Here is a 24,077-nt window from a genome sequence, read left to right as displayed (position 1 = left end):
CGAGGAGCGGACGACACCCGATCTGGCGTTGCGAGATGTCGCAGGTATGCTCCGTTCCTTCGATTACGTCGGAGGCCACATCATCCGCCACGGAGCCGACCCCGCCACCGCACGGGAGTGGGTGGACAATGCCCAGGAAGCATTCCTCAGAGGCTATGGGGATATCCCCGCCGGGTCCACCGATCTCCTGGCCGCCCTTGAACTCGACAAGGCACTGTATGAAGTCTCGTACGAGATCTCCCACCGTCCCGATTGGGTGGATGTTCCGCTTCGCGGCGTCGAAACTATCCTCGGCGACGATCGGACGGACGGTGGAGATGCGGTTATTGCCTCCTCCACACCAGATCATTCCCGCTCCGACGAGAGCGGCACAGTATTAGCATCGGATACAACGAGGAAAGGGGCCATCATGAAGTATGACCCGCTAGAAGTTTCAATGGACAATCTGGCCGCGGTGGCGTACGGGGATTACCACGCCCCGCACGACATTCTCGGCCCGCATCTATCCGATGACACCGTGACAATCCGCGTCGTCCGCCACCTGGCGATCGGCGTAACCATTGTGACGGCGGACGGCGAGCACGAAGCCGAGCACGAATACAACGGTGTGTGGGTCGCCGCGTTCCCGGCCGACAAGATTCCCGATTACCGAGTGCGTACGACGTACTCTGACGAACTCATCATGACAGGCGACGACCCGTACCGGTTCTTGCCCACCATTGGTGAACTTGACCTTTACCTCTTCGGCGAGGGCCGCCACGAGGAGCTCTGGCGCGTGCTCGGCTCGCACGTGAAGGAGTACGAATCTCCCCTGGGGACGACTCGTGGCACCGCGTTCGTCGTGTGGGCCCCGAATGCTCGGGCCATTCGTGTTGTCGGCGACTTTAACCATTGGAGCGGCCGCTCACACGCGATGAGAAGTCTCGGCGTCTCGGGCGTCTGGGAGCTCTTTATTCCCGAGGCTCGTGTCGGCCAGGGCTACAAGTACGAGATCCAGCACGCGGATGGCACGTGGCACCAGAAGGCCGATCCGATGGCTCGGCGCACGGAGAAACCGCCGCTCACCGCCTCCGTTATTACCGAGTCGGAGTTCGAGTGGGACGATGACGCGTGGTTGGAGAAGAGGAAGGCGACGAACCCGCTGACGGGCCCCGTCTCGGTCTACGAGGTTCACCTCGGCTCTTGGCGCCCGGATCTCAGCTTTGAAGATCTCGCCAAGCAGCTCATCGGCCACGTCAAGTACCTCGGTTTCACTCACGTCGAGCTCATGCCTGTGTCCGAGCACCCGTATGGTCCGTCGTGGGGTTATCAGGTGACGTCCTACTACGCTCCGACGGCTCGGTTCGGTACGCCCGACCAGTTCCGCCACCTCGTCAATGAGCTCCATAAGGCCGGCATCGGCGTCATCATGGACTGGGTGCCCGCTCACTTCCCGAAGGACGCATGGGCGCTCGCACGATTCGATGGGACACCGCTGTACGAGGATCCGGACCCGACCCGAGGAGAGCACCCGGACTGGGGCACGTACGTCTTCAACTATGGTCGCCACGAGGTTCGAAACTTCCTTGTCGCCAACGCCCTCTACTGGATGGACGAGTTCCACATTGACGGCATCCGAGTCGATGCTGTCGCCTCGCTGCTCTACCTGGATTATTCGCGAGAGGACGGTCAGTGGCGTCCTAACGTGTACGGCGGCCGGGAGAATCTCGAAGCGATCTCCTTCCTCCAGGAGACAAACGCGACGGCGTACCGGCATCACCCCGGCATCATGATGATTGCCGAGGAGTCGACCTCGTGGCCGGGCGTGACTGGCCTGACCGAAACCGGCGGGCTCGGATTTGGTCTCAAATGGAATATGGGGTGGATGAACGACACACTTCGCTACCTCTCGGAAGAGCCGATCAACCGCCGCTACCACCATGGCGAGATCACCTTCTCGCTCGTGTATGCGTTCTCCGAGCAGTTCCTCCTTCCGATTTCGCACGATGAAGTCGTCCATGGGAAGGGATCTCTCTACTCGAAGATGCCGGGCGATGACTGGCAGAAGCGCGCGGGTGTTCGCGCCCTCTTCGCGTATCAGTGGGCGCACCCGGGTAAGCAGCTCATTTTCATGGGCCAGGAGTTCGCCCAGATTGATGAGTGGAACGAGGGCAAGGGCCTTGACTGGTGGCTACTTGACAACAAGAACCACGACCAGGTCATGAGGCTCGTCAAAGACCTCAATGCGGTCTACCTTGATAGCCCGGCCCTCTGGTCGGATGATTTCACGAACCACGGGTTCGAGTGGATCGACGTCTCCGACGGCGACCACAACACCCTCTCGTTCGTCCGTAAGTCAGCCGATGAGAAGGACTGGCTCGTCGCCGTCGTCAACTTCGCCGGTGTTCCGCACGAGAACTACCGGGTCGGGCTGCCCTTCCCTGGCGACTGGGACGAGGTTCTCAACACCGATGATCCAAAATACGGCGGATCGGGCGTACTCAACACGTCTATCAATGTTGAGAAGGTCGGATGGAACGGCAGGACGCAGTCCGCTCTCCTCCGTATTCCTCCGCTTGGCGCCGTTTACCTGCGCCCGAGGTCGAGGAAAAGGCCGCCACTGATCTAATCAGTTGGATGGATGCATAGACTTGCTCCCCAGAGACCGGTACTGAAATCTCAGTCCAACCTCTGGGGAGCAGTCCAACTGGCGCACCCACCGTCTTTGAATGACCGGTTCCAGATGTACGGGCGGGGCCGATTTATGCAGCGACGCGAGCGATGTTGAACAGCTCCGCAGGCATCGGACGCTCCAGGTGCCACGTCACGTGCATGGGCTGAGACCCCTCATGGCGGACGTACTGTACAGGTCCGAGGAACGTGTACGGCTCTGTCGCACCCGGGATGGTTTGACTTGGTTTGCTTCGACGGACGAACAGGAGCGGCATCCGCTGCTCCCCGAGGCCCTGATACATCAGGCCAAGCGGGCTGTCGGGGGTCGTGGCATTCTGCGAGTCCCACGCGAACTCCCGCTCTGTCACCGCGTAATCCTTGTACATCGTCTGGGGCGAGTAATGCTTCTCGGTCTTTTCCAGCGTGACAAGGAGGGCGATCGCGTCGAGCACGCGCGACTCGATGACTCCTTCGACCGCGGACCCAGGAGCGCGGCCCGAGGTTTCATGAAGCGCAAGGCCGGCGAACAACTCCTCACGCGAGTACGTCCCGTGAGTGAGGAGCGGCGACCGGCCTTCCAGCTGTGGCACTGGCTTAACGACCCTCCGGTCGCGGTCTGCGACAATCTGCCACACCTGTTCCAGCTCATCAGTGATAGCCGGGTATCGCCGGAGCCTATGAAGGGCCTCATCTAACGTGAACTTCTGCGAAGCCCCGGAGAACTTCCCCGTCAACCAGACCGAGTAGGCGAGCATCCAGGCGAGGCGCCGCTCGACGTCAGTCATGTCAGCTTCTTGCGCGGTGCCCCTCAGAAGCTGGAGATAGCCGCGCTGGCGCGCACGGTCATTCACGTGGAGCAGGGCCACGATTCGATTGTTCATCTCGACAAACTGATCGTCTTGGAAGAGGTGGAGGAGATCGTTCTCGATCGTGGAGTGAGCAAGCAGGTACTTCCATGTCACGAACGCTTGTCGAGGACTCGCGCCGACGCCCCTCTGGACTCGTCTGCCGTAAATATGGCCGAAGTCGCGCCCTGTCGCGTCAAGGAATTCGACAAGCTTCGGGCGAAGCCGGCCGATAGCAAAGTCTCTCACTTCGTCAACCAGTGCGTTCGTTCTCACCTGAAGCGACTGTTTGATGCCGGCGACGATCTGCTCGCATGTGAACTGGTCGAGCTCAATGTTGCACCCAGGAGGGAGGTCCGGGAAGCCCTCCTCGACAACAGCTGTTGAGAGCCGCTCCCCACGCGCGAACGCTCCGTACTTGCGCTCAAATCGATAAAGGTCGGATTGATTTCCGACGAAGTCGAGGACGGTGAGGACACTCTTTCGGGGAGCTCGCCGAAGGCCGCGGCCGAGCTGTTGCTGGAATAACGTCGGTGACTGGGTAGGCCGAAGCATGAGAAGCGTGTCAACCTCGGGGATGTCGATGCCCTCGTTGAAGATGTCGACTGTGAAGATGACGGCGAGAGGATCATCTGGGTTGAGTAACTTGGTGACCGCCGACTCTCGGACGGGCTCAGGATCATCCCCGACCAGGCTGACTGCGCCGATTCCTGCCCGGTTGAACACCTCCGCCATGAAGCGAGCATGCTTCTTCGAAACGCAAAACCCGAGCGCCTTCATCCGCTGAGGGTCGGCGATCTTCTCATTGAGTTCTTCAAAAATGACCCGCAGGCGGGTCCGGCCCTGACCACCTTCCGAGTCGTCCATGTAGAGATCATCAAGATCGGCAGGATCGTAGGCGCCCTGACGGACTCTCACGGTCCTCAGGTCCGTTCCATCTGAGATTCCGAAGTAATGGAACGGAACGAGAAGGTCGGCATCGAGTGCGTCCCACAGCCGCAACTCGGTGGCAACCCTTCCATCGAAGAACTCCTCGGCGACATCGACTCCGTCGGCACGTTCCGGCGTGGCCGTGAGACCGACCAATTCCTTTGGCTCTAGGTAATCGAGGACAGCCCTGTAGGTTGATGCTTCTGCGTGATGGAACTCGTCAATAATGACGAAATCGAAATGATCAGGCCTGAATTCCCGCAGCCAGCCGCGGCTGAGAGACTGGACGGAGGCGAACACGTAGCGGCCGTCTTCGGGCTGCTGGCCACCGACGAGCATCTCTCCAAATTCCCGCCTCCGAAGGACGGCTCTAAAAGCGTTCCGCGCCTGATTCAAAATGCTGTGCCGATGGGCGACGAACAGGAGCGTCGGCCTGTCGAGAACCTCGGTCAGGTTGCGGTAGTCGAGCGCCGACAGGATTGCTTTGCCCGTGCCCGTGGCAGCGACGACGAGGTTGTCGTGGCGCCCGTGGCTACGTTCCGAAGCCAGATGGTCGAGCATGAGCGACTGGTGTGGCCTCGGAAACACCTCGAGGAAGGACGTGTCGACGGCCGCGAGCTGACGCCTTTCTCCCGCGCTTGACCCCGCGTGCCGAAGAGCGTTTTCCAATTCGCCGTACTGCTCTGGCGAATACGTGACAAACTCCGGATCGTTCCAATAACCGTCAAATGCCGCTCTGAATTGAGCGAGCACCCCGGGAGTTAAGACAGTAGATACCCGGACGTTCCACTCCAGCCCATCTGTCATAGCGGCGGCAGACAGGTTCGAGGATCCGACATAACCGGTACTGAATCCGGAGTCCCTCTCGAAAAGCCACGCCTTCGCGTGGAGCCGTGTCGAGGCGTTCTGGTAGCTAATCTTGACTTCCGCTCCGAGTTCATGGAGCTCATGAACGGCTTTCGCATCGGTTGCGCCCATGTAGGTTGTCGCGATTACTCGCAGTGGCACTGCCCTGCGGCGTGCATCTTCGAGCGCTTTCCGCACGACGTTGATGCCACTGAGCTTGAGGAAGGAGCACAGAAGGTCGACCCGGTCGGCGCTCGCCATCTCCTGGGAGATTTCTTTGTTGAACGACGGCTGATTCGGACCGTTCGTGAGGAGTGAGACGTCCGATAACGGCCTGACCGGCTGGGAAAGTGGGCGCGCGCCCTCCGGCCGGAGCGACGTCAGCTGACGGAACCTGCCCGTGGCCGCATCGGTCCACAGAATCTCGTCACGCGGCGTGAACTGCGACAGCAGACTGTTGATGATTGACACCCGGTCTGTCTTGTCGGCGGCTCTGAGCTGGTGTTCGAGCCTCTGCGCTACATAAGTTGAGAGGACTTTGATCCGTTCGGCCTCCTCGACGTCGTTCCATTCGGCAAGGGCATCGGGTGGGAAGTAGTCAACTGGAAGCGCCCGCGATTCAACAAGTTCGTAAAGACCGTACGGCATCGTTGCCCTATCAATGTCGTTCATAGGCGCAGCGTAACAATGAGGGCTGCAAGAAACTCGCGTATCTGCGGCTGTTTGGCATGACAAGACGCTGTCCAAAGTTAAGATAGTCGGTGCAGGGCACAAGACAGCAAGGGAGTGTCGCGGAGTTTGCGGATCACAGAGCAGTGCGGCAATGACCAAGCCCGAGGAGGGTCAAAAGCAGACCGCAGGCGCTCGTCGGGCCTACCATTTCCTTGCCTCGTGGCGATGCCGCCCGCCGTTTTGTGTAGCGGGAGGACAACTACCCTCCGGCTCTCACCTTGGCCGCCCGCCCGGGAATTCGCCGCCGTTCTCACGCCTTTTGGCCGGTATCCGCCAGTGTGGTCACGATGTGCCTGCGATGTGGGAGAGCTCGGTTTGAATCCTGCAGGTCAGGAGCATAGGCTTTCGCGTCGGGTCACACCCGCCTCCAACGTCGCGCATGCTCGTTAAGCCCGTGGGAAACCCCGCAGAAGCCCCAGACAAGCACAAAATTCTTTACCCGTAATCATTCGGGTGACGCACAAGTAAGGAGATACACGTGGATCACTGGTCGCGCTCAGCCGTTATCTATCAGGTCTACCCCCGCTCGTACAAGGCGACCTCGGGCTCGGTGGGTGATCTGCCTGGTATCACCGCCAAGCTCGACTACATCGCTCAACTCGGAGTCGACGCACTATGGCTCTCCCCCTTCTATCGCTCGCCGCAAAAGGATGCGGGATATGACGTCGCTGACTTTAGGGATGTCGACCCGCTGTTCGGGACGCTTGAGGACATGGACGCCCTTATCGCCCGCGCCGACAAGCTGGGCCTCAAGGTCATCATCGACATTGTCCCCAACCACACCTCCGATCAGCATGTGTGGTTCCAGGAGGCCCTCAACTCCGAGCCGGGTTCGCGGGCCCGCGAGCGCTACTGGTTCAGGGACGGTCGAGGCGACGGCGGTGAGTTGCCGCCCACGGACTGGGAGAGCGTGTTCGGCGGGCCTGCGTGGACAAGGGTGCCGGATGGTCAGTGGTACCTTCACCTATTCGATGCCAGCCAGCCGGACCTCAATTGGGAAAATCCCGAGGTGCGTGAGGAGTTCGAGTCGATCCTGCGATTCTGGTTGGATCGTGGCGTCTCGGGCTTCCGCGTCGACGTGGCTCACGGGCTCATGAAGGACCCTGATCTGCCGGATTGGCACCACAAGTCGTGGATGGTGTCCGGCCAGGACGAGACCGAGGCTCCGCCTGCCCCGATGTGGGATCTCGATACTGTCCACGACATCTACCGGGACTGGCGAAAGGTGCTCGACGAATACGATGCGATGATGTGCGCAGAAGCGTGGGTCATGGATGACGAGCGACGTTCTCTCTATGTCCGGGCGGACGAATTCGACCAGTGCTTCAACTTCTCGTTCCTCTCCAGCCCGTGGACGGCAAGCGACATGCAGGCAACAATCCGCTCCTCATATGAAGCGAACGCGCGTGTCTCAGCGACGACGTCATGGGTCCTGTCCAACCATGATGTTGTGCGGTTGCCATCTCGAATGGGGCTGGCAAAGACCGGCAAGGGACCGAACGGGATCTACGCACATGATCCGCAGCCGGATCACGACCTTGGTCTGCGGCGCTCCCGCGCCGCCCACCTTCTCATGCTCGCGCTCCCCGGCTCCGCTTATCTTTACAACGGCGAGGAGCTCGGCCTACCCGAGCACACAACCCTGCCGGACAAGGCCCGTCAAGACCCTACGTTCTACCGTACGAAGGGCGGCGAGGGCGGCCGCGACGGGTGCCGGATCCCACTGCCCTGGGTATCGGATAAGCCGTATGCGGGATTCTCCCCCGACGGCTCATGGTTGCCGCAACCAGATGGTTGGGCCGATTTTGCAGTCGACCGTCAGGAGAATGACCCGAATTCGTACCTCAACTTCACCCGCACCGCACTCGCCTATCGTGCGAAGTACGACCTCGGGCGACAGGAGATCCGCGATGAGTCAGGCGACGGAGTGCTCGACTATAGGGTCGGCCCGCTCCGAATGATCGTGAGCTTCGACGAGGAGACGGTCGTGCCCGAGGGCTGGCGGGTACTTCTCGCATCGTCTCCCGTTGACGACGTCATAGGAACGGATACAACCGTCTGGCTCACCGCTGAACCGCAGGCATGAGCCTTCCTCGGCAGGCAGCCTCGGCATGAGCAGACTCTGACTGAGGACGCTCGGCATGAGCAGACTCTGACTGAGAACGCTCAGAGGAGAACGCACTGTCGGCGGGCACATGCCCGCCGACAGTGTGGCTTATTGCCCGCAGTTACATGAGGGCGCTTGCGAGTTCCCTGCGTGCTTCGCTGACGACGGGGTCGTGGATGCCGACGATGGCGAAGAGGTCAATGAGCCGGAGGCGGGCGCGTTCACGCTCGTCGCCGCGGACAGTTCGAATGACATCGAGGAGACGCGCGAATGCTGACTCTGGCATGCGAGCCATGACCTCGACATCCGCAGCGAGCAAATGAGAATCGACATCTGTCAGCGGAGCGGACTTGGCTTCGCGGAGAATTTCCTGCGGATCTTTACCATTGATCCTCTGGAATAGCTCGACCTGGCTGAGCGCGAGCTTCGACTCGTTATCTCCAGGGTTCTGCTTAAGCGCCTTCGTGTAGGCAGCGTGAGCGGCCTCGAGATCTCCCCTGTCGAGGGCGTCGCGACCTTCTTTGACATGAGGCGGCAGCTCCGGCTCGGGGAGCTTACCGTTCTCGTCACCGTCTAGCCTGCCAAGCACACCGAGCTGTTGGGAGGCTTGGAGGACAGAGTCAAGGGCGCGCGAGATGTCTTCTGCTGCAGCGGTGCCCTGGAAGAGTGGGACAGGGTTGCCTCCAAGAACTGCAACGGTCGATGGGAGAGCCTGGATCTGGAAGGCCTGAGTGATCTCGGGCGCGGTGTCGGCGTCAACGATGCCAAGGCCGATCTCGCCACGCAGCTTGCGTACGAGGTCCTCGAGGGCCGTCGCCAGGTCAAGCGATCCCTGGGCACGCTCTGAGCGGAAGACAATGACGAGGGGAACGTGCAGGGAGAGCTCGAGGAACTCCTGCAGTGTCTCAACCGTGACCGTCCGAACGAACGGGCCCGGGATGATCTGGACGCCGTCCTCGTTCGTCGTCTGCTCCTTGAGTTGCTCCTGCTGCTTGGCTGGGGCGAGGGCGGACAGGTCGACTGCCCCTCGGATGTTGAGCGGTGACTGAGTCAATCTAAATCCTCTCGTTTGTGCTGCCGGGTGAGCAGCGGTCAGCTGTCGGGGTTGGTCGACCCGTCATCGGCAACGTTGATGAGCGTGGGGCTCGACGTGGCGATCACTCGAACGTTCCCTTCGCCCTTGGCCGGGATGTAAAAGGCAACCGTCACCTGGTACGTCGACGTCAGGGTCCCCTCAACATCGTAGGTCGAATCCGCCTCCCCGGTCATCCACCGAGCCAGCTCATCGCCCACCGAGACTGTTGAACCGGGCTCAGTGCGGGCGATGGAAATGTCGTACTCGAACGCTCCCATCGTCACCGCTCCCCCGTCTTCTGTTGCCATCGACAGAGGACCGTGGTTGAGAACGCGGGCGGCGACGGACACCTCGCCCGTGTCACCGAGCGACTCCGCAATCGAATCGCGCTGGCTGTACAGGGATGACGTCAGTTGGTCATCTTCATACGTCACATCGGTTTCGCTATCCGCGAGCCGCATGGCGTACTCGTCGACGCCCTGGCGTGGGCTTGTCGCAAGCGTCTCGGTTTCGTCGGCCGGGACCGCCTCAGTGTCGGTCGCGAAGGTGATATCAACTTCAGCAGGAACCAAATCCGCAAACCCCCAGAGGCGATAGTTCTCCCGACCATCCGACTGCGACAACACAAGTAGCTGGTCGTTCGATCCGGTCTCGGGGTTCTCTGTGAAGACCATCGCGACGCGGGGGAAGTCGCTCGACGAGCTCCACGTCGAAGCCGCATCGGACGTCGATACGACGGGCTCCAGCTCGTCAACGTCGAACCGCTCCGCGTTTGCAAAGATTGCTTCAAGGGTGAGCTGTGCGGGACCGCCGATGCGGTCGATGACGGGGAGTGTCGACCGCTCCTCGTACGCCTTGTCGAGCGCCCCGGCGATGCCGTCAAGCACCTGGTCGGCACGCTGGGATTGTCCAGCGCCGCTGTCGGTCTCGCCCTCCCCGGTTTCCTCCTCGGCCCCCGTCTCGCCTTCCGCGGTCGGGGTCTCGACAACGGGTGTCGGCACGTCATCGGACTCGGTTGAACATGCTGACAGGACGAGCCCTCCTGCAATGGCAAGTGCCCAGAACTTCCTGTTCGTCTTCATTCTTACTCCTTCGGGCCGAAGCCCCACAGCGACCGCCATGCAGCGGAGCTGGCTCGCTCGGCCTCAGCGGAACCGTCCTCATCATGCTCAGACGATTCTCCCACGGGCTCGCTCGTGCTCCCGTCGGCGGCTGGATGTGCGTTCAGAGAATCCTCAGCGTGGGAAGTCTCGGGTTCGGTCGATTCCGGAACCTCAGCCTCCTCACCAGAGTCGTCCTCCGGGGTGGGCTCCTCACGTGGGTCAGTCTCCGACGTGGTCTCATCGTTAGCGTCGTCGAGGTTCTGCTCACCTAGGGCTGTCGTCGCCACCGAGTCTTCCGAGCCTGCCTCATCCTGTGCAGATTCGGCCGAAACGACGTCTGTCGTCTCGTCCTCGACGGGAATTCTGGCGGGGAAGATGCCGGCCCCGTAGCTTCCTCCGGTCTCCTTGCGCACAGCATGACGCACGTCCTCCGACACAGTGTCGTTCCCGCGGGTCTTTCGGGTGCTTCGCACCGCTGACATAACCGTTGTATCCGTCGAGTCAGCGGCCTTGTGGCGGGCTGCGCGCTCACGGCTCGCCGCCCTCCGCTCGACCGACGCCCGCTGCTGATAGTCGTAGAGGAAAAGTGCGCTTCCCGCGGCGAGAACGACAACGCCGAGTATGAGGAGCGGGATGGTCCACGGGGTGGTCACCTCACGCTCCCATGCCATCGTCAGCTGAGGCGTCGTACCATCCTTCCCGACGGCAATGAGGGTCCAGTCGCCCGGGGGAACGTCAAAGTACAACTCGGCAGAGTTCGCGGCAGCGACGAGGTTTTCCGGATGGAAAAGGTCTGAGCCCTGAAGGCTGAGTTCTCCCTCGGGCGGGTCGAAGCCGGCTGGTTCCTCCGTCGACAGAGTCGTCCAGTCCGTCAAACCTGTCACCCGCACGTGCGGCTCGTTGCCGAGCCAGATCGCAGCGATGTCACTCGACGCGACAACCATTTCCACCTCGGTTCCCGGAGCACGCGCCGTCACTCGAACCGTGTCGTCGACCAGCTCAAGCACACCGGGATCGGTCGCGATGACGCCAGATTCAGACGTCACGGCGGCCGACGCCTCAACGATTGGACTTTCTTTCCACCACGTGGCCGACCCGATGCCGACAACGACCAGCGCCATCCCGGCAACGAGCATAAGTGCCGCAACGAGTCGTCTCATGTCGCTCCTCCTCTACAATCAGTGATTGAGTCTATTTGTATAACAATTCTATAAAGAAGACTTCCGCGTAGAGCGGACGAAGCCTCGCATGACTCTAGGCTAGCGCCGCTCGGGGCGGCGTAGGCTATGAGGAGTCGAGAAAGGATTGGTATGGAGGAGTCACAGCAGTTCCCGATCGTCATGCGGGGCTACGATCGCGCGCAGGTCGACCAGAAGATCCATTCTTTATCAGCGGCACTCAAGGAGACACGGAGCCAAGTCGCCCGGCTCGATGATGAGGTGCTCACCATCTCCGGTCAGCTCGCCGAGGCGCGCCGGGAACTGGCCGAACATGATCGCCCCTCGTATTCGGGACTGGGAGCCCGGGTCGAGCGCCTTCTCCGTTCCACCGAGGAACAGTCGCTCGATATCGTCACCCGCGCCAATGCCGATGCGGAGAAGACGCTCAACCGTGCCGCCGCACAAGCGGCCGCGATGACCGAGAACGCCGAGCGGCAAGCGGCTCAGCTTCTCGCTAACGCCAGGCGCGATGCCGAAGATGAGCGTAAAGCCGCAGCGGCTGCGGCCACTGCGGAGCTCGACAATGCCCGCATCACAGCCGAGGAGCTCGTCTCATCGGCTGAGCGCGAAGCGCACCGACTCAATACCGAAGCGCACAGCTACACAGCTGAGTTACGCAGCCGGGTCGAGACCGAGATGGGAACCCTGCGAGCGGAAACCGAGGACGAGCTGGCAAGAACCCGGTCGGACCAAGAACGGGCCCTTGCCGAGGAGCTTTCCGCTCACCGAGCTCGGATCGCCGAGGAGAGCTCCGCGCACGAGCGGAGAATCACGGAGGAGCGTACAGCTCACGAGAAGCTCATCGCCGACGAGCGTGCCGCTCACGATCAGCGGATCTCCGAGGAGACCGCCTCTCATCGCGAGAGTCTCGCGACGGCAGCGAAGGAATCGGCTGCGCGGCGTGCGGACGATGAAGAGAAGCAGCGGACGCTGGTGGGGAAGATGGTGTCCGAGGCTGAAGCGAAGGCGGCCGATGCGGAGAGGCGCCTGTCAGAGGCTGTCAGCCGCGCCGAGAAGCTCCGCACCACCTCCCAGTCGGATGCATCCCAGCGGGTCGCGCAGGCCACCTCTGAGGCGGAGGAGATCCTGGCCGATGCGCGCTCCCAGGCGGGTGCGATCCTGACAGAAGCTCGCGAATCGGCTCGCACGGAGCAGGAGTCGATTCAGGAGCGTGTCGAGCAACTGACTGCCCAGCGGGATTCACTCACGTCCTATCTCACCGATATGAGGGCGCTCCTCGCCTCCGATCAGCAGAAGCACCTCACGGACCTCACCGACGGGTGAACTCGACGAGGAGGCGCCCGAGTTCCTCAGGCTTTTCCAGAGCCGTGAAATGTCCCGCACCGCGGATTGTCTCTCTGCCAGCCGTGCCCGGATACCGCTGCGCAAGGTCGTCCATCATGTCCGCTGTACAGGACGCGTCGTCCTCGCCACGAATGAGCAGCAGTGGAACGTCAAGGGTATCGATGAGGTGGCGCCGGTCCGGCCGCGCCGCCATGGCGCGCTGAATCCACGCGAGTGAAGGCGGCCGGACCTCTCTCAGCCGCCTCGTGATGTCCTCATAGACCTCTGGCCTGCGTTCCTTCGTCACGGCTGACGTCATTGCGTCCGCCATCGGCAAAACAGTCGACACGTCCCCACGATCGGCCTTCTCGGCGGCGGCGAGGCGCTTCTGCCTCGCCTCCTCTGTATCCGCCCCAATATTCGTATCCATGAGGACGAGCCCTGCGACGAGCTCTGGGGCCTGCTGGTATATGGACATTGCGACCGCGCCGCCCATGGACAAGCCGCCCAGCTGACACTGCTCAACGCCAAGCGACCGGAGGTCGGCAATGACGGCACGTGCATATGTATCGAGACTGGGGATGGCAGCACCGAGGGCGTCATCGACCTCTCGCGCGGGCGGCGACTGGCCGAAGCCGGGCGCGTCGAAGGTCATGACCGAATCGATATGCTGTCGCACATTGTCGAACATGGTCGAGTCAAGCGGCATGGCGTGAAGGAGGACAAGCGGAGTCCCCTCGCCGGTCTGGCGATATGAGAGGTAGGTCATAGACCCACTCTAGCTAGAAGGAGTATCCCCTGGTATCCCATGCTCGCCAGCACGAGGTGTGCCAGTGCCTGCGGTTCTCAAGGCCAGCCTTCTCACCCCAGATTGTCTCCTCGGTCCAGGCAACGACGTGGGCGACGCCGATCTGAATGATCTGCTGACAGCCCGGACACCGGTACTCCTTTGTCGCCGAGGGGATGTGGCGGACATTGAAGACATGGCCACCGGGGCCGGTCTCTCGCCGCACTCCCCCGGTCACTCGGTCAATATTGAGCGGGACATGACCAGCGTGATAGGGCCGCTTGCGCGACTTTCTTCCCATCAGAACAACCGATCGTCCACGTTGTCGGTGCCCTTCATCGCGCCATAATCAAGGACGAGGCAGCGGATGCCACGATCCTCGGCGAGCACCCTCGCCTGCGGCTTGATCTCCTGGGCGGCGAAGACTCCGGTCACAGGAGCAAGTAGCGGGTCCCGGTTGAGGAGCTCGAGGTAGCGGGAAAGTTGCTCAACACCGTCGATTTCGCCGCGGCGCTTAACCTCAATAGCGACGTGCTGGCCATCGGCGTCCTTGACCATGAGATCAACAGGGCCAATAGCGGTGGGGAACTCGCGCCGGACGAGCCTCGAACCGGGACCCAGAAGGTTGACCTGCTCGGCGAGCAGCTCTTGCAGGTGGGCCTCGACACCGTCCTTCACAAGCCCGGGATCCTGGCCGAGCGGTTGCTCCATCTCGTCGATGATCTCGTAGATCTTAATGTTGAGGGCATCGTTTGTTTTGGCATTGGCGACAAGCCACACGGCCGTGACGCCAGCTTCTGCTTCGTCGGGCTGGACCTCTGCCTCCGTGAACGTACACGGCGCGCTCATCCAGTTGAGGGGCTTATAGGAGCCGCCGTCGGAATGAACAAGGACGGAGCCGTCCGCCTTCATCATGATGAGGCGGGGTGCCTTCGGCAGGTAGGCGTCGAGGCGACCCGAGTAATCGACGGAGCATTCGGCAAAGACAACACGCACGCCCCCAAGTCTACATACCGGTCGGTTCCTCAGAGGGGCGGGCCCCGTCCATCCACCCGACCAGCCCCGCCATTGACGACATCGACATCGCCCACAGGAGTTCCTCGCCATTGCATTCGAGGTGGACGACAATCGTCCCCTCAACCTCGTCGCGCTGATGGTAGTCAACGACGCGCAGGCGGTGCCTTGAGAAGGAGTAGGCCGGCTTACGGGACAGCGACGCTATCCGAAACCACGTGATATATTCCGCTCCGAAGATCGCGACTCCCGATCGCCATGTTTCGGAATTGGGCACGCTCACCGCGCATGGGAAGGAACCAACTCGCCGGTAGAGGGCACGGGTGCGGAGGACTGCCCAGAGGATGAAAACCCCGGCGATGAGGAGCAGGACGATGAGGACGCCGCTCACAATTGCCGGGGTGTTCATGGGTGCACCTGCCTAGTTGCCGAACTCCTCAAGGTTCAGGTAGGCGTCGGCCGAGTCATCGACGACGATCGTGACGACGTTCGAGTCGACGACTACGAATCCCTGCGGGATATCGAAAGTCTTCTCTTCTGCCCCCGATCCTACTCGAACAGTGCCCGGTCGGAGTACGGCAAGGAGCGGCTCCCGACCGTCAAGAATTCCGAGCTCGCCGTCGTAGGCCGGGATGACGACAGAGTCGGACTCCCCGTGCCATTCCTCGCCGCTGCGGGCGACGATTGCGACCTTCATCGATTCTCGTCCTCAAGCTCCTGAGCGCGACGCTCGAGGTCCTCAATGCCGCCAATGTTGAAGAACGCCTGCTCGGGGACGTGGTCGTAATCGCCTTCGGTGATTCGACGGAACGCCTCAACAGTCTCGTCAACGGGAACGGTCGAGCCTTCGACACCCGTGAACTTGAGCGCCGTGTACGTGTTCTGGGACAGGTACTGCTCGATGCGGCGGGCGCGCGCAACGGTCACCTTGTCTTCTTCGCCAAGTTCGTCGACGCCAAGGATCGCGATGATGTCCTGCAGTTCCTTATTCTTCTGCAGAATCGACTTCACACGGGTCGCGACATCGTAGTGTGCCTGACCGACGTACTGGGGGTCGAGGATGCGGGAGGTCGACGCGAGCGGATCGACGGCTGGATAGAGTCCGCGAGAGGCGATGTCACGCGAGAGCTCTGTCGTCGCGTCAAGGTGCGCGAACGTCGTTGCCGGCGCCGGGTCCGTGTAGTCATCGGCGGGCACGTAGATCGCCTGCAGGGACGTAATCGAATGTCCGCGAACGGAGGTGATGCGCTCCTGCAGCTGGCCCATCTCGTCCGCGAGGGTCGGCTGGTAACCCACGGCGGACGGCATGCGACCGAGCAGGGTCGACACCTCGGAGCCTGCCTGGGTGAAGCGGAAGATGTTGTCGATGAAGAGCAGCACCTCCTGGTTCTGGACGTCACGGAAGTACTCCGCCATCGTCAGAGCCGACAGTGCGACGCGCAGACGGGTGCCTGGAGGCTCATCCATCTGGCCGAACACGAGCGCGGTCTTATCAAAGACGCCCGCCTCTTCCATCTCAACGATGAGATCGTTGCCCTCGCGGGTGCGCTCGCCGACGCCGGCAAACACTGACACACCGCCGTGGTCCTGCGCCACACGCTGGATCATCTCCTGGATGAGGACCGTCTTACCGACACCCGCGCCGCCAAACAGGCCAATCTTGCCGCCGAGCACGTAGGGAGTGAGGAGGTCGATGACCTTGATGCCAGTCTCGAACATCTCCGTTTTCGCCTCGAGTTCGTCGAAGCGCGGGGGGTTGCGGTGAATCGGCCAGCGCTCTTTGATCTCGAGAGTCTCGCCCTCGGCCAGGTTGAGGCAGTCGCCCGTCACGTTGAACACGCGACCGAGCGTCACATCACCGACTGGCACCGAGATCGGACCACCGGTGTCGATGACCTTCGAGCCTCGGACAAGACCGTCCGTCGGCTTGAGGGCGATCGTCCGGACGATGTTGTCACCCAGGTGCTGGGCAACCTCGAGTGTCAGCGTAGTCGTCGAGCCGCCCTCGCCCTGCGCAGCGAGGTCAAGCGTCGTCGTGAGCGCATTGTTGAGGGGCGGCAGCTGGTCTGCGGAGAATTCGACGTCGACGATCGCGCCGATGACACGGACGATCCGGCCAAAGGCCTGCTCCGTCGTGGTCTCGGTAGTGGCAGTCATTCTTTCTTCCTTCACTTGGCCAGTGGCCGGGGGTTCTAACTGGCGTTCTCCAGCGCATCCGCGCCGGAGATGAGCTCAGTGATTTCTGTCGTGATCTCGGCCTGACGAGCGTTGTTGGCCAGTCTTGTGTAGTCCTCGATAAGTTCATTCGCGTTGTCTGTCGCCGCGTGCATCGCCTGCTGGCGTGCGGCAAGCTCGGACGCAGCCGCCATGAGGAGGACAGCTTGAATGCGTTGCGTGACATACATCGGCAGCATCGCGTCAAACACTTCCTCGGGCGAGGGCTCGAAATCGTAGAGTGGGACCTCTTCGGTCGGCGCACCGTTTTCCGCGTCGACGACCTCAAGCGGCAGCATGCGGCGCACCTGAACGTTCTGCTGGACCATGTTGATGAATCGGGTGAAGACAACATGGAGCTCGGCTACGCCACCATCCGCCTCCTCTGCGAGGAAGCGATTGAGCATCTCCTCTGCGATCTCCTGGGACACCTTGGGGCTCGGGTTGTCGGACGACCCGGTCCACACGCGCTCCATCGGAACCTTGCGGAACTTGAAGTACGACTCGCCGCGGCGGCCGTAGACGTACAGGAGGGGTTCCTTTCCCTCATCCTGCAACAGCTGGATCCGGGACTCAGCCGCGCGCAACACGGAAGACGAGTAGGCCCCCGCCATGCCACGATCCGATGTCACAACAAGGATCGCGACACGGTTCGTGTCAGTCCGAGGCGTGATGAGGGGGTGCTGAAGGTCGTTGACACTCCCCGCGACCGTGGCGATCGAGGAGATGAGCGCGCGAGTGTACGGATCCTGACCGAGCGCGCGATCGCGCGCCCTGCCGATCCGCGAGGAGGCGATGAGCTCCATCGCGTGGAAGACCTTCTCGAGCGTCTTTGTCGCTCGGATCTTCTGCTTATATACCCGCTGCGAACCTGCCACTGTTAGCCCCTCTTCGAGCGGACGATCCGCTCGGTCTCTTCTTCAGCTTCAGCCTCGGGGACCTCTTCCGTCTCGACGTCCTTCGCGGCGATGAACTCCTGCTGGAAGGCTTCAACGCCCCGGCGGAGCTCTTCTTCCGTGTCCTCTTCGAGCTTGCCGCTCTCCCGAATCTTCGTCAGCGCATCAGAGTTGTGCCGGAGGTAGTCGAGCAAGCCTGCCTCAAAGGCGTGAACCTGATCAACCGGGATGATGTCGAGATAACCGTTCGTGCCAGCCCACACGGACGCCACCTGGTCCTCGACCGCGAAGGGCGTGTACTGGGGCTGCTTGAGAAGCTCCATGAGCCGCTCGCCACGGGTGAGCTGACGTCTCGTCGTCGCATCGAGATCGGAAGCGAACATCGCGAACGCCTCCTGTGCCCGGTACTGCGCGAGCGTGATCTTCAGCGTGCCCGACACCTTTTTCATGGCTTTAATCTGAGCATCACCGCCGACGCGGGACACGGAAATGCCGACATCGACCGCAGGACGCTGGTTGGCGTTGAACAGGTCGGACTGGAGGAAGATCTGTCCGTCCGTGATCGAGATGACGTTGGTCGGGATGTATGCCGACACATCATTTGCCTTCGTCTCGATGATCGGCAGGCCCGTCATCGACCCTGCACCGAGCTCGTCCGAGAGCTTCGCGCAACGCTCGAGAAGCCGGGAGTGCAGATAAAACACGTCACCCGGGTAAGCTTCGCGGCCCGGTGGGCGACGTAGCAGGAGGGAAACGGAGCGGTAGGCCTCGGCCTGTTTCGACAGGTCGTCGAAGATGATGAGGACGTGCTTGCCGCCATACATCCAGTGCTGGCCGATGGCGGAGCCCGTGTAGGGGGCGAGGTACTTGAAGCCGGCCGGGTCCGAGGCGGGCGAGGCAACAATTGTCGTGTACTCGAGAGCACCTGCACGTTCGAGGGTGCCGCGCACCGATGCGATCGTCGAGCCCTTCTGTCCAACGGCGACGTAGATGCAGCGGACCTGCTTGTTCGGGTCGCCCGTATCCCAGTTCTCCTTCTGGGAGAGGATCGTGTCGATCGCGAGCGCGGTCTTGCCGGTCTGGCGGTCACCGATAATGAGCTGGCGCTGGCCGCGACCGATCGGGATCATCGCGTCGATTGCTTTGATGCCGGTCTGGAGGGGCTCGTGGACCGACTTCCTCATCATGACGCCCGGAGCCTGAAGCTCGAGTGCGCGCCGATCGTCGATGTCCGTGATCTCGCCCTTGCCGTCGATCGGCTGGCCGAGCGGGTCAACGACGCGTCCGAGGTAGCCGTCACCAACCGGAACGGAGAGCACCTCTCCCGTGCGGCGGACTTCCTGGCCTTCTTCGATACCGGCGAAGTCGCCGAGGACGACGCAACCGATCTCTCGGTCCTCAAGGTTCATGGCCAGGCCCTCGGTACCATCTTCGAAGCGGAGCAGCTCATTCGCCATCGCGCCGGGAAGGCCTTCTACGCGGGCAATCCCGTCCGCCGTCATGGTGACGTGACCGACCTCTTCCGTGAGCGCGGCTGCAGGTTCGTACGAGTTCACGAAACTGTCGAGCGCTGCCCGGATGTCCTCGGGCTGGATTGTCAGCTCAGCCATTGATATTCCTTTTCTCTGCGGGTTACCGCTGTAGTCTGTCAGTCCGCGAAAACGGACTTCACGTTGTTGATGCGGGAGGCGAGCGAACCGTCGATGACGTCCGCACCGATGACGATCCGCAGGCCGCCGACGATCTCGGGGTCAACGCCCACGTGGATTTCGACTGGCTTGTCGTAACGTCGCGTGAGGATGTCTGTCAGCCGCCGCTCCTGGTCCGCCTCGAGCGGCTGTGCCACTGTCACGATGGCAACAAGATGCTTGCTTCGATTGCCCGCGTCAGTCACCCAGCGCCTCATCTGCGGGATGAGAGCAACGTCGGATACGACGGCGTGGCCGATAAGAGCAATCGTCTCAGCTGTCCACCCACCGAACACGCGCTCAGCGAGTTCTCGACGCCTCGACGAGTCGACGCCACGGTCCTCGAGGGTGCGGCGCAGTGCGCGCTCATCACCCAGGACACGTGCGCCCCGGTAAAGCTCTTCCTCGACCTGGTCGAGCCGGCCGTGGTACTGCGCCGACATGAGAACGGTCTGGACGCCCGCGAGATCAATGGCCTCGGACAGGTCGTCCGCAACCGGAAAGCGCTCGCGCGCGAGTCCAATGACGAAGTCGAGCACCTCACCGGACACCTTGCCGTCGAAGACACTGCGCGTGATTTCGGCACGATCGTCGGCTGACCGTGCCGGGTCGGTTGCCGCCCGGATCAGGGTGGACGAACCATCGAGGACATCGGCGACAGCGAAAAGATCGTCCGCCCAGCGGATCGCCTCGGACGGGCGGTTGGCAACCACCCCTTCCCAGGACTGGAGCATCCGCTCGAGAGCCTGTTCGCTTGTCTGCCTCATCATGCCTCCGTGTTCGCGGGGGTAGTCGCTTCGAGCTCGTCGAGGAAGCGGTCGACAACCTGACGGGAGATGTCACGGTCGGCGACGTTGGCTTCGACAATGCGTCCGGCAAGGACGGTCGCGAGCGTGCCCACCTCGGTGCGCAGGGTTGCCTCCGCGGAGTCACGATCGGCTTCGATCTGGCGATGTGCCTGATCGATGATTCGCTGAGCTTCGGCGTTGGCCTTGGAGCGAGCATCCGACACAATCGCCTTCGCGCTTTCTTGCGCGTCCTCACGGATACGAGCTGCGTCCTTGCGTGCCGCAGTCATCTCTTCGGCAAGCTGTTCGCGCTCTGCCTTAATTTCTTCTCGCGCCCGTTCGGCTGCCAGCAGCCCATCTTCGATCTTCACGCGACGCTCGTCGAGCGTTGCGATGAAGGTGGGCCATGCCTTCTTGTAGATGACCCACGCGACAATGAGGAACGAGACTGTTCCCCACAGCAGGTCGTAGAAGGCCGGAACGAGCAGCGAGGGTTCCCAGTTGAACCACTCGGAGCTGATGGACATGATCAGAAAACGAACCCAGCCGCGAAGCCGATCAGGCCGAGCGCCTCGACGAACGCCATACCGAGGAACATGTTAACGCGGAGGAACGCCTTAATCTCCGGCTGCCTCGCGGACGCCTCCTGCGTCTTGGCGACGAGCATACCGATGCCGATACCGGGCCCGGTCGCGGCGAGGCCGTAACCGATGGTCGCGATATTACCGACGACAGAATCCATAGTGATGTTTCCTTTGTTGTTGGAGTGGTTGGTCGGGTCAGTGCTCTTCGATGGACAGCGCCAGGTAGACGGCTGCGAGAAGAGCAAACACGTAGGCCTGCAGCCCCGCGACGAGGATCTCGAAGACGACCACTGCCACGCCTGCGGCGAGGGTGACGGTACCGCCGAGGAGGCCGCCGAGGCCGCCCACCGAGAAGTAGAGCGCGTGCGTTGCTGCGAAGGTCAGCACGAGCAGAAGGTGGCCCACCACCATGTTGGCGAGCAGACGGATGACGAGCGTGGCCGGACGGACGATGAAGTTCGACAGGAACTCGATCGGCGTCATAAGGATGTAAATCGGCCACGGGACGCCTGCGGGCATGAGCTGGCTCTTGAAGTAGCCGCCCACGCCGTGGATGCGAATGCCGGCGGCGATGAACATGACATACGCGAACAGCGCATAGACGATCGGCATGCCAACAAGCGACGTCGAGGCGATGTGAAGCCCCGGGACGATGCCCGTGATGTTCATGAAGAAGACGCCGAGGAAGAGGGTGGCGAGCGCGGGCAAATATCGAGCGGCCTTCTCTTCACCAATGACTTCGTGGCCGATCGACTGGCGGATGAAGTCAAGAACAAACTCGAAGGCGGCCTGGGATCGGCCCGGGACGAGCTTGGCGCGCCGGGCGTAGAGGATACCGATCGTCGCGAGAACAGCGACCGCAATAAGCCGCGCCATGATGATCCGGTTGATAGCGAACGGCGTTCCCTCGAACAGGTAGGGCTCCGGGAAGAACTCGTCCAACGTGGGCGCGTGGAAGCCGGATTCCTCTGCGGCAGCGGCAAGGCGCCCGAACTGGGCGGCAAGCTCAAACGAGGCGTTTGCGAACAGAATGGCCCCCAGGAGAACGTGAGTGGTGGATGGGCGATAGCCATACTCGGCACAGAGCGGTCTCGCCCAAGCGGACGGCACTTATCGTAACTTATTTGCCCACAGAATGCTGGCAGATCCACATCGGCTACGGGACCTCAGTCCTATGCTCGCGTACGAGCGATTGTCCAGAGGTCGACGGACAGCGACACAATGATGGCAGCGACAAATCCTAGCAACACCGCGGTTCCGTCAAAGAAGTCCGATCTTCTGAGTCCGACAAAGGCGACGAATAGGATGATCATTTTGACGATATAGCTGCCGAGCAACGCCGCCATGTCGCTGACACCAGAGCGCTTCTCTGTGAACATCATCACGACCACTGTGAGACCCATGGCTGCACCCGCGATACCGACCCCGAGCAGGAAGCCCCACACGACCCCGCGACCAGCGGAAAAGGTTGCAATGGTGGCTCCGACGGCGGCGAGGATGGCGTACCCGACCAGGGTCCGTTTCGCGATGGTCGTGAACGTCTCCGCAAGGCTCGGGACGTGACCGGGCTCCCTCTCCTTCTTTTTCATCATCGAGGTACCCCCCTCATCTCATATCTCGTATAGATGAGAGCCGCGAGAGTGCCGGCCACCCCGGCAACCAGGACCGGTGCCGGTGGGAAAACGGCGAGCCCGACGGCGACAAAAGTAAAAACAGCAGACCAGGCATAAATGACCTGAACGGCGCCGCGGTGAGAGTTACCGGCACGCAGGAGTCTGTGGTGCAGATGGCCGGAGTCGGCCGCAAACGGCGATAGTCCCTTAGACATGCGACGGAGCACCGCAAACGCGAAGTCGAGCAAGGGGATGACGAGAATACCGATGGGAACAAGGATGGGCATGAACGCCGGGATCTGGCGCGATGTCGTGATGCCGGGGTCGATCTGCCCGGTCACGACGATGCCAGCCGCCGCGCAAATGAGCCCGAGCATGAGGGCACCCGAGTCACCCATGAAGATGGTTGCGGGGTTGTAGTTGTGCGGGAGGAAGCCCAGACATATGCCGACCAGCGCTGCGACGACAATAACGGCCACGGATGAGTAGTCACCGGGCGACGTCTCTCTCGTCAGCATGTACGTGTAGACAAAGAAGCCCGCACCAGCGATGCCGACGACGCCTGCCGCGAGACCGTCGAGCCCGTCGACGAAATTAATGGCGTTCGCGACGATGACGACAACAACAATGGTGAGGAATAGCGTCAGTCTGGTCGAGCCGACGGTCAGGCCCCAGATAGGGACGGACACGAATTGGACTCCCTGCCAGGCCATGACTCCGGCGGCGAGAACCTCGCCCGCCAGCTTCGCATACCAATCGAGCTCCCACACGTCGTCGATGACGCCGATGAGGCACATGAGAGACGCGCCCATGAGGATCCCCCATGCTGGCGAGCCCGCCGCAAATTCCTGTTCGAGGAAGGGGATCTGGCTTGCCACCGCGAAGGAGGAGGCGAGCCCGATGAGCATGGCAACCCCTCCCAGCCGCGGGACCGGCACCGTGTGCACGTCGCGGTCTCTCACCTGGGTAATCGCTCCTGTCGCCAATGCGACCCTTCGGACGACAGGCACCATGATGTAGGTGACGGCCGCGGCGATCAGCATGACGAGGAGATAGACCCTCACGGCTCGCCGGGATCCTCGAGATCGATGACGGCCGCAATGTCCTCCCGGGGGATGGCTCCCTGACGGACGATCCGGTACGGAGTGGCGGTAAGGTCGACGATTGTCGAGGCCACTCCACCGCCCGCCTTGCCTGCGTCGAGGTACAGCGACACCGCGTCTCCGAGCATGTCAGCCGCCTCATCGATCGTGAGCGCTGCCGGCTGTCCCGTCTTGTTCGCCGACGAGACCGCAAGTGGTCCGGTGCGCTGGAGAAGATCAAGCGCGGGCTTCGAATCAGGCATTCGCAATGCGACTGTTCCTGCCGTCTCCCCCAAGTCCCAGGAGAGTGACGGCTGCGCCATGACAATAATGGTGAGGGCGCCCGGCCAGAACGTGTCGATGAGGGTGCGTGCCGCGTCGGGGAATTCCTCCGCGAGTGCCTCTGCAGTCTCCTTCGTTCCAACGAGCACCGGCGGCGGCATCTGCCTGCCGCGGCCCTTCGCAGCGAGAAGGTTTGCCACCGCTGCGGGATTGAAGGAGTCTGCTCCGATCCCGTAGACGGTGTCGGTCGGAAGGACGATGAGTCGGCCGTTCGAGATGGCGACCGAGGCCGCATCGAGCGCCCCGCTGTCTGTTATGCAGTCTCGGATATCCAC

At 61.9% G+C, this 24,077-nt stretch carries 22 protein-coding genes; 3 read left to right on the top strand and 19 right to left on the bottom strand.

Annotated elements, in window-relative coordinates; translation table 11 throughout:
* Nucleotides 1-409 precede the first annotated feature (409 nt).
* On the top strand, nucleotides 410-2,608 hold the full coding sequence (gene glgB / locus H7E91_RS11755; protein ID WP_241698473.1) for a 1,4-alpha-glucan branching protein GlgB: 2,199 nt from the start codon (nucleotides 410-412) through the stop codon (nucleotides 2,606-2,608).
* Between the two features lie 133 nt (nucleotides 2,609-2,741).
* On the opposite strand, the gene H7E91_RS07500 is transcribed toward glgB, so the two are convergent.
* Complete coding sequence (locus tag H7E91_RS07500) at nucleotides 2,742-5,945, bottom strand: DEAD/DEAH box helicase (RefSeq protein WP_182354474.1); 3,204 nt, start codon at nucleotides 5,943-5,945, stop codon at nucleotides 2,742-2,744.
* A gap of 538 nt (nucleotides 5,946-6,483) precedes the next feature.
* Here H7E91_RS07500 and H7E91_RS07495 point away from each other — a divergent pair.
* On the top strand, nucleotides 6,484-8,091 hold the full coding sequence (locus H7E91_RS07495; RefSeq protein WP_338401764.1) for a glycoside hydrolase family 13 protein: 1,608 nt from the start codon (nucleotides 6,484-6,486) through the stop codon (nucleotides 8,089-8,091).
* Between the two features lie 142 nt (nucleotides 8,092-8,233).
* Here H7E91_RS07495 and H7E91_RS07490 read toward each other — a convergent pair whose 3' ends face one another.
* Genes H7E91_RS07490 through H7E91_RS07480 form a run of 3 tightly spaced genes read right to left on the bottom strand, consistent with a single transcriptional unit; the run spans nucleotide 8,234 to nucleotide 11,450 of the window.
* Entirely contained in the window at nucleotides 8,234-9,166 is a 933-nt protein-coding gene (locus H7E91_RS07490) for a co-chaperone YbbN (RefSeq protein WP_182354473.1), read from the bottom strand.
* Nucleotides 9,167-9,204: 38 nt separating this feature from the next.
* Nucleotides 9,205-10,269, bottom strand: coding sequence for a DUF8094 domain-containing protein (locus tag H7E91_RS07485; RefSeq protein ID WP_182354472.1), 1,065 nt, complete (start codon nucleotides 10,267-10,269; stop codon nucleotides 9,205-9,207).
* Between the two features lie 2 nt (nucleotides 10,270-10,271).
* Nucleotides 10,272-11,450, bottom strand: coding sequence for a prolipoprotein diacylglyceryl transferase (locus H7E91_RS07480; RefSeq protein ID WP_182354471.1), 1,179 nt, complete (start codon nucleotides 11,448-11,450; stop codon nucleotides 10,272-10,274).
* 150 nt (nucleotides 11,451-11,600) lie between these two features.
* Between H7E91_RS07480 and H7E91_RS07475 the strand changes: the two genes are divergently transcribed.
* On the top strand, nucleotides 11,601-12,794 hold the full coding sequence (locus tag H7E91_RS07475) for a coiled-coil domain-containing protein (protein ID WP_182354470.1): 1,194 nt from the start codon (nucleotides 11,601-11,603) through the stop codon (nucleotides 12,792-12,794).
* Here the strand turns inward: H7E91_RS07475 and H7E91_RS07470 are convergent.
* The 15 genes from H7E91_RS07470 to H7E91_RS07400 all read right to left on the bottom strand — a co-directional run bounded on the left by H7E91_RS07470 (nucleotide 12,781) and on the right by H7E91_RS07400 (nucleotide 24,077).
* Nucleotides 12,781-13,563: an alpha/beta fold hydrolase gene (locus H7E91_RS07470; protein WP_182354469.1), complete on the bottom strand. Its 783-nt coding sequence runs from the start codon at nucleotides 13,561-13,563 to the stop codon at nucleotides 12,781-12,783. The genes H7E91_RS07475 and H7E91_RS07470 overlap by 14 nt on opposite strands.
* A gap of 13 nt (nucleotides 13,564-13,576) precedes the next feature.
* The gene (locus H7E91_RS07465; protein WP_182354468.1) at nucleotides 13,577-13,882 is read right to left on the bottom strand and encodes a hypothetical protein; all 306 of its coding nucleotides are present in this window, start codon (nucleotides 13,880-13,882) and stop codon (nucleotides 13,577-13,579) included.
* Nucleotides 13,882-14,577, bottom strand: coding sequence for an endonuclease NucS (nucS, locus tag H7E91_RS07460; RefSeq protein ID WP_182354467.1), 696 nt, complete (start codon nucleotides 14,575-14,577; stop codon nucleotides 13,882-13,884). Before nucS ends, H7E91_RS07465 begins: the two co-directional genes overlap by 1 nt.
* Before the next feature lie 10 nt (nucleotides 14,578-14,587).
* Entirely contained in the window at nucleotides 14,588-15,004 is a 417-nt protein-coding gene (locus H7E91_RS07455) for a DUF2550 family protein (RefSeq protein ID WP_182354466.1), read from the bottom strand.
* Between the two features lie 12 nt (nucleotides 15,005-15,016).
* Complete coding sequence (locus tag H7E91_RS07450; RefSeq protein ID WP_182354465.1) at nucleotides 15,017-15,292, bottom strand: hypothetical protein; 276 nt, start codon at nucleotides 15,290-15,292, stop codon at nucleotides 15,017-15,019.
* Nucleotides 15,289-16,752, bottom strand: coding sequence for a F0F1 ATP synthase subunit beta (gene atpD, locus H7E91_RS07445; protein ID WP_182354464.1), 1,464 nt, complete (start codon nucleotides 16,750-16,752; stop codon nucleotides 15,289-15,291). The genes H7E91_RS07450 and atpD overlap by 4 nt, the downstream gene beginning before the upstream one ends.
* 35 nt (nucleotides 16,753-16,787) lie before the next feature.
* Complete coding sequence (locus H7E91_RS07440) at nucleotides 16,788-17,687, bottom strand: F0F1 ATP synthase subunit gamma (protein WP_182354463.1); 900 nt, start codon at nucleotides 17,685-17,687, stop codon at nucleotides 16,788-16,790.
* 2 nt (nucleotides 17,688-17,689) lie between these two features.
* Entirely contained in the window at nucleotides 17,690-19,315 is a 1,626-nt protein-coding gene (atpA, locus tag H7E91_RS07435; protein WP_182354462.1) for a F0F1 ATP synthase subunit alpha, read from the bottom strand.
* Nucleotides 19,316-19,353: 38 nt separating this feature from the next.
* A complete protein-coding gene (locus H7E91_RS07430) occupies nucleotides 19,354-20,160 on the bottom strand; it encodes a F0F1 ATP synthase subunit delta (RefSeq protein ID WP_182354461.1) in 807 nt (268 codons plus the stop codon).
* Nucleotides 20,160-20,708: a F0F1 ATP synthase subunit B gene (locus H7E91_RS07425; RefSeq protein ID WP_182354460.1), complete on the bottom strand. Its 549-nt coding sequence runs from the start codon at nucleotides 20,706-20,708 to the stop codon at nucleotides 20,160-20,162. The genes H7E91_RS07430 and H7E91_RS07425 overlap by 1 nt, the downstream gene beginning before the upstream one ends.
* A gap of 2 nt (nucleotides 20,709-20,710) precedes the next feature.
* Entirely contained in the window at nucleotides 20,711-20,923 is a 213-nt protein-coding gene (gene atpE, locus H7E91_RS07420; protein WP_126040186.1) for an ATP synthase F0 subunit C, read from the bottom strand.
* 37 nt (nucleotides 20,924-20,960) lie between these two features.
* Complete coding sequence (gene atpB, locus H7E91_RS07415) at nucleotides 20,961-21,875, bottom strand: F0F1 ATP synthase subunit A (protein ID WP_338401762.1); 915 nt, start codon at nucleotides 21,873-21,875, stop codon at nucleotides 20,961-20,963.
* Between the two features lie 62 nt (nucleotides 21,876-21,937).
* Entirely contained in the window at nucleotides 21,938-22,354 is a 417-nt protein-coding gene (locus H7E91_RS07410) for a Cg1360 family ATP-synthase-associated protein (RefSeq protein WP_182354459.1), read from the bottom strand.
* The gene (locus tag H7E91_RS07405) at nucleotides 22,354-23,442 is read right to left on the bottom strand and encodes an MraY family glycosyltransferase (protein WP_182354458.1); all 1,089 of its coding nucleotides are present in this window, start codon (nucleotides 23,440-23,442) and stop codon (nucleotides 22,354-22,356) included. Before H7E91_RS07405 ends, H7E91_RS07410 begins: the two co-directional genes overlap by 1 nt.
* On the bottom strand, nucleotides 23,439-24,077 hold the full coding sequence (locus tag H7E91_RS07400) for an L-threonylcarbamoyladenylate synthase (RefSeq protein ID WP_182354457.1): 639 nt from the start codon (nucleotides 24,075-24,077) through the stop codon (nucleotides 23,439-23,441). Before H7E91_RS07400 ends, H7E91_RS07405 begins: the two co-directional genes overlap by 4 nt.

Origin of the sequence: Flaviflexus huanghaiensis (assembly GCF_014118685.1) — a bacterium.
Classification (GTDB): domain Bacteria; phylum Actinomycetota; class Actinomycetes; order Actinomycetales; family Actinomycetaceae; genus Flaviflexus; species Flaviflexus huanghaiensis.
This window is presented reverse-complemented; position numbering and strand designations above follow the sequence as displayed.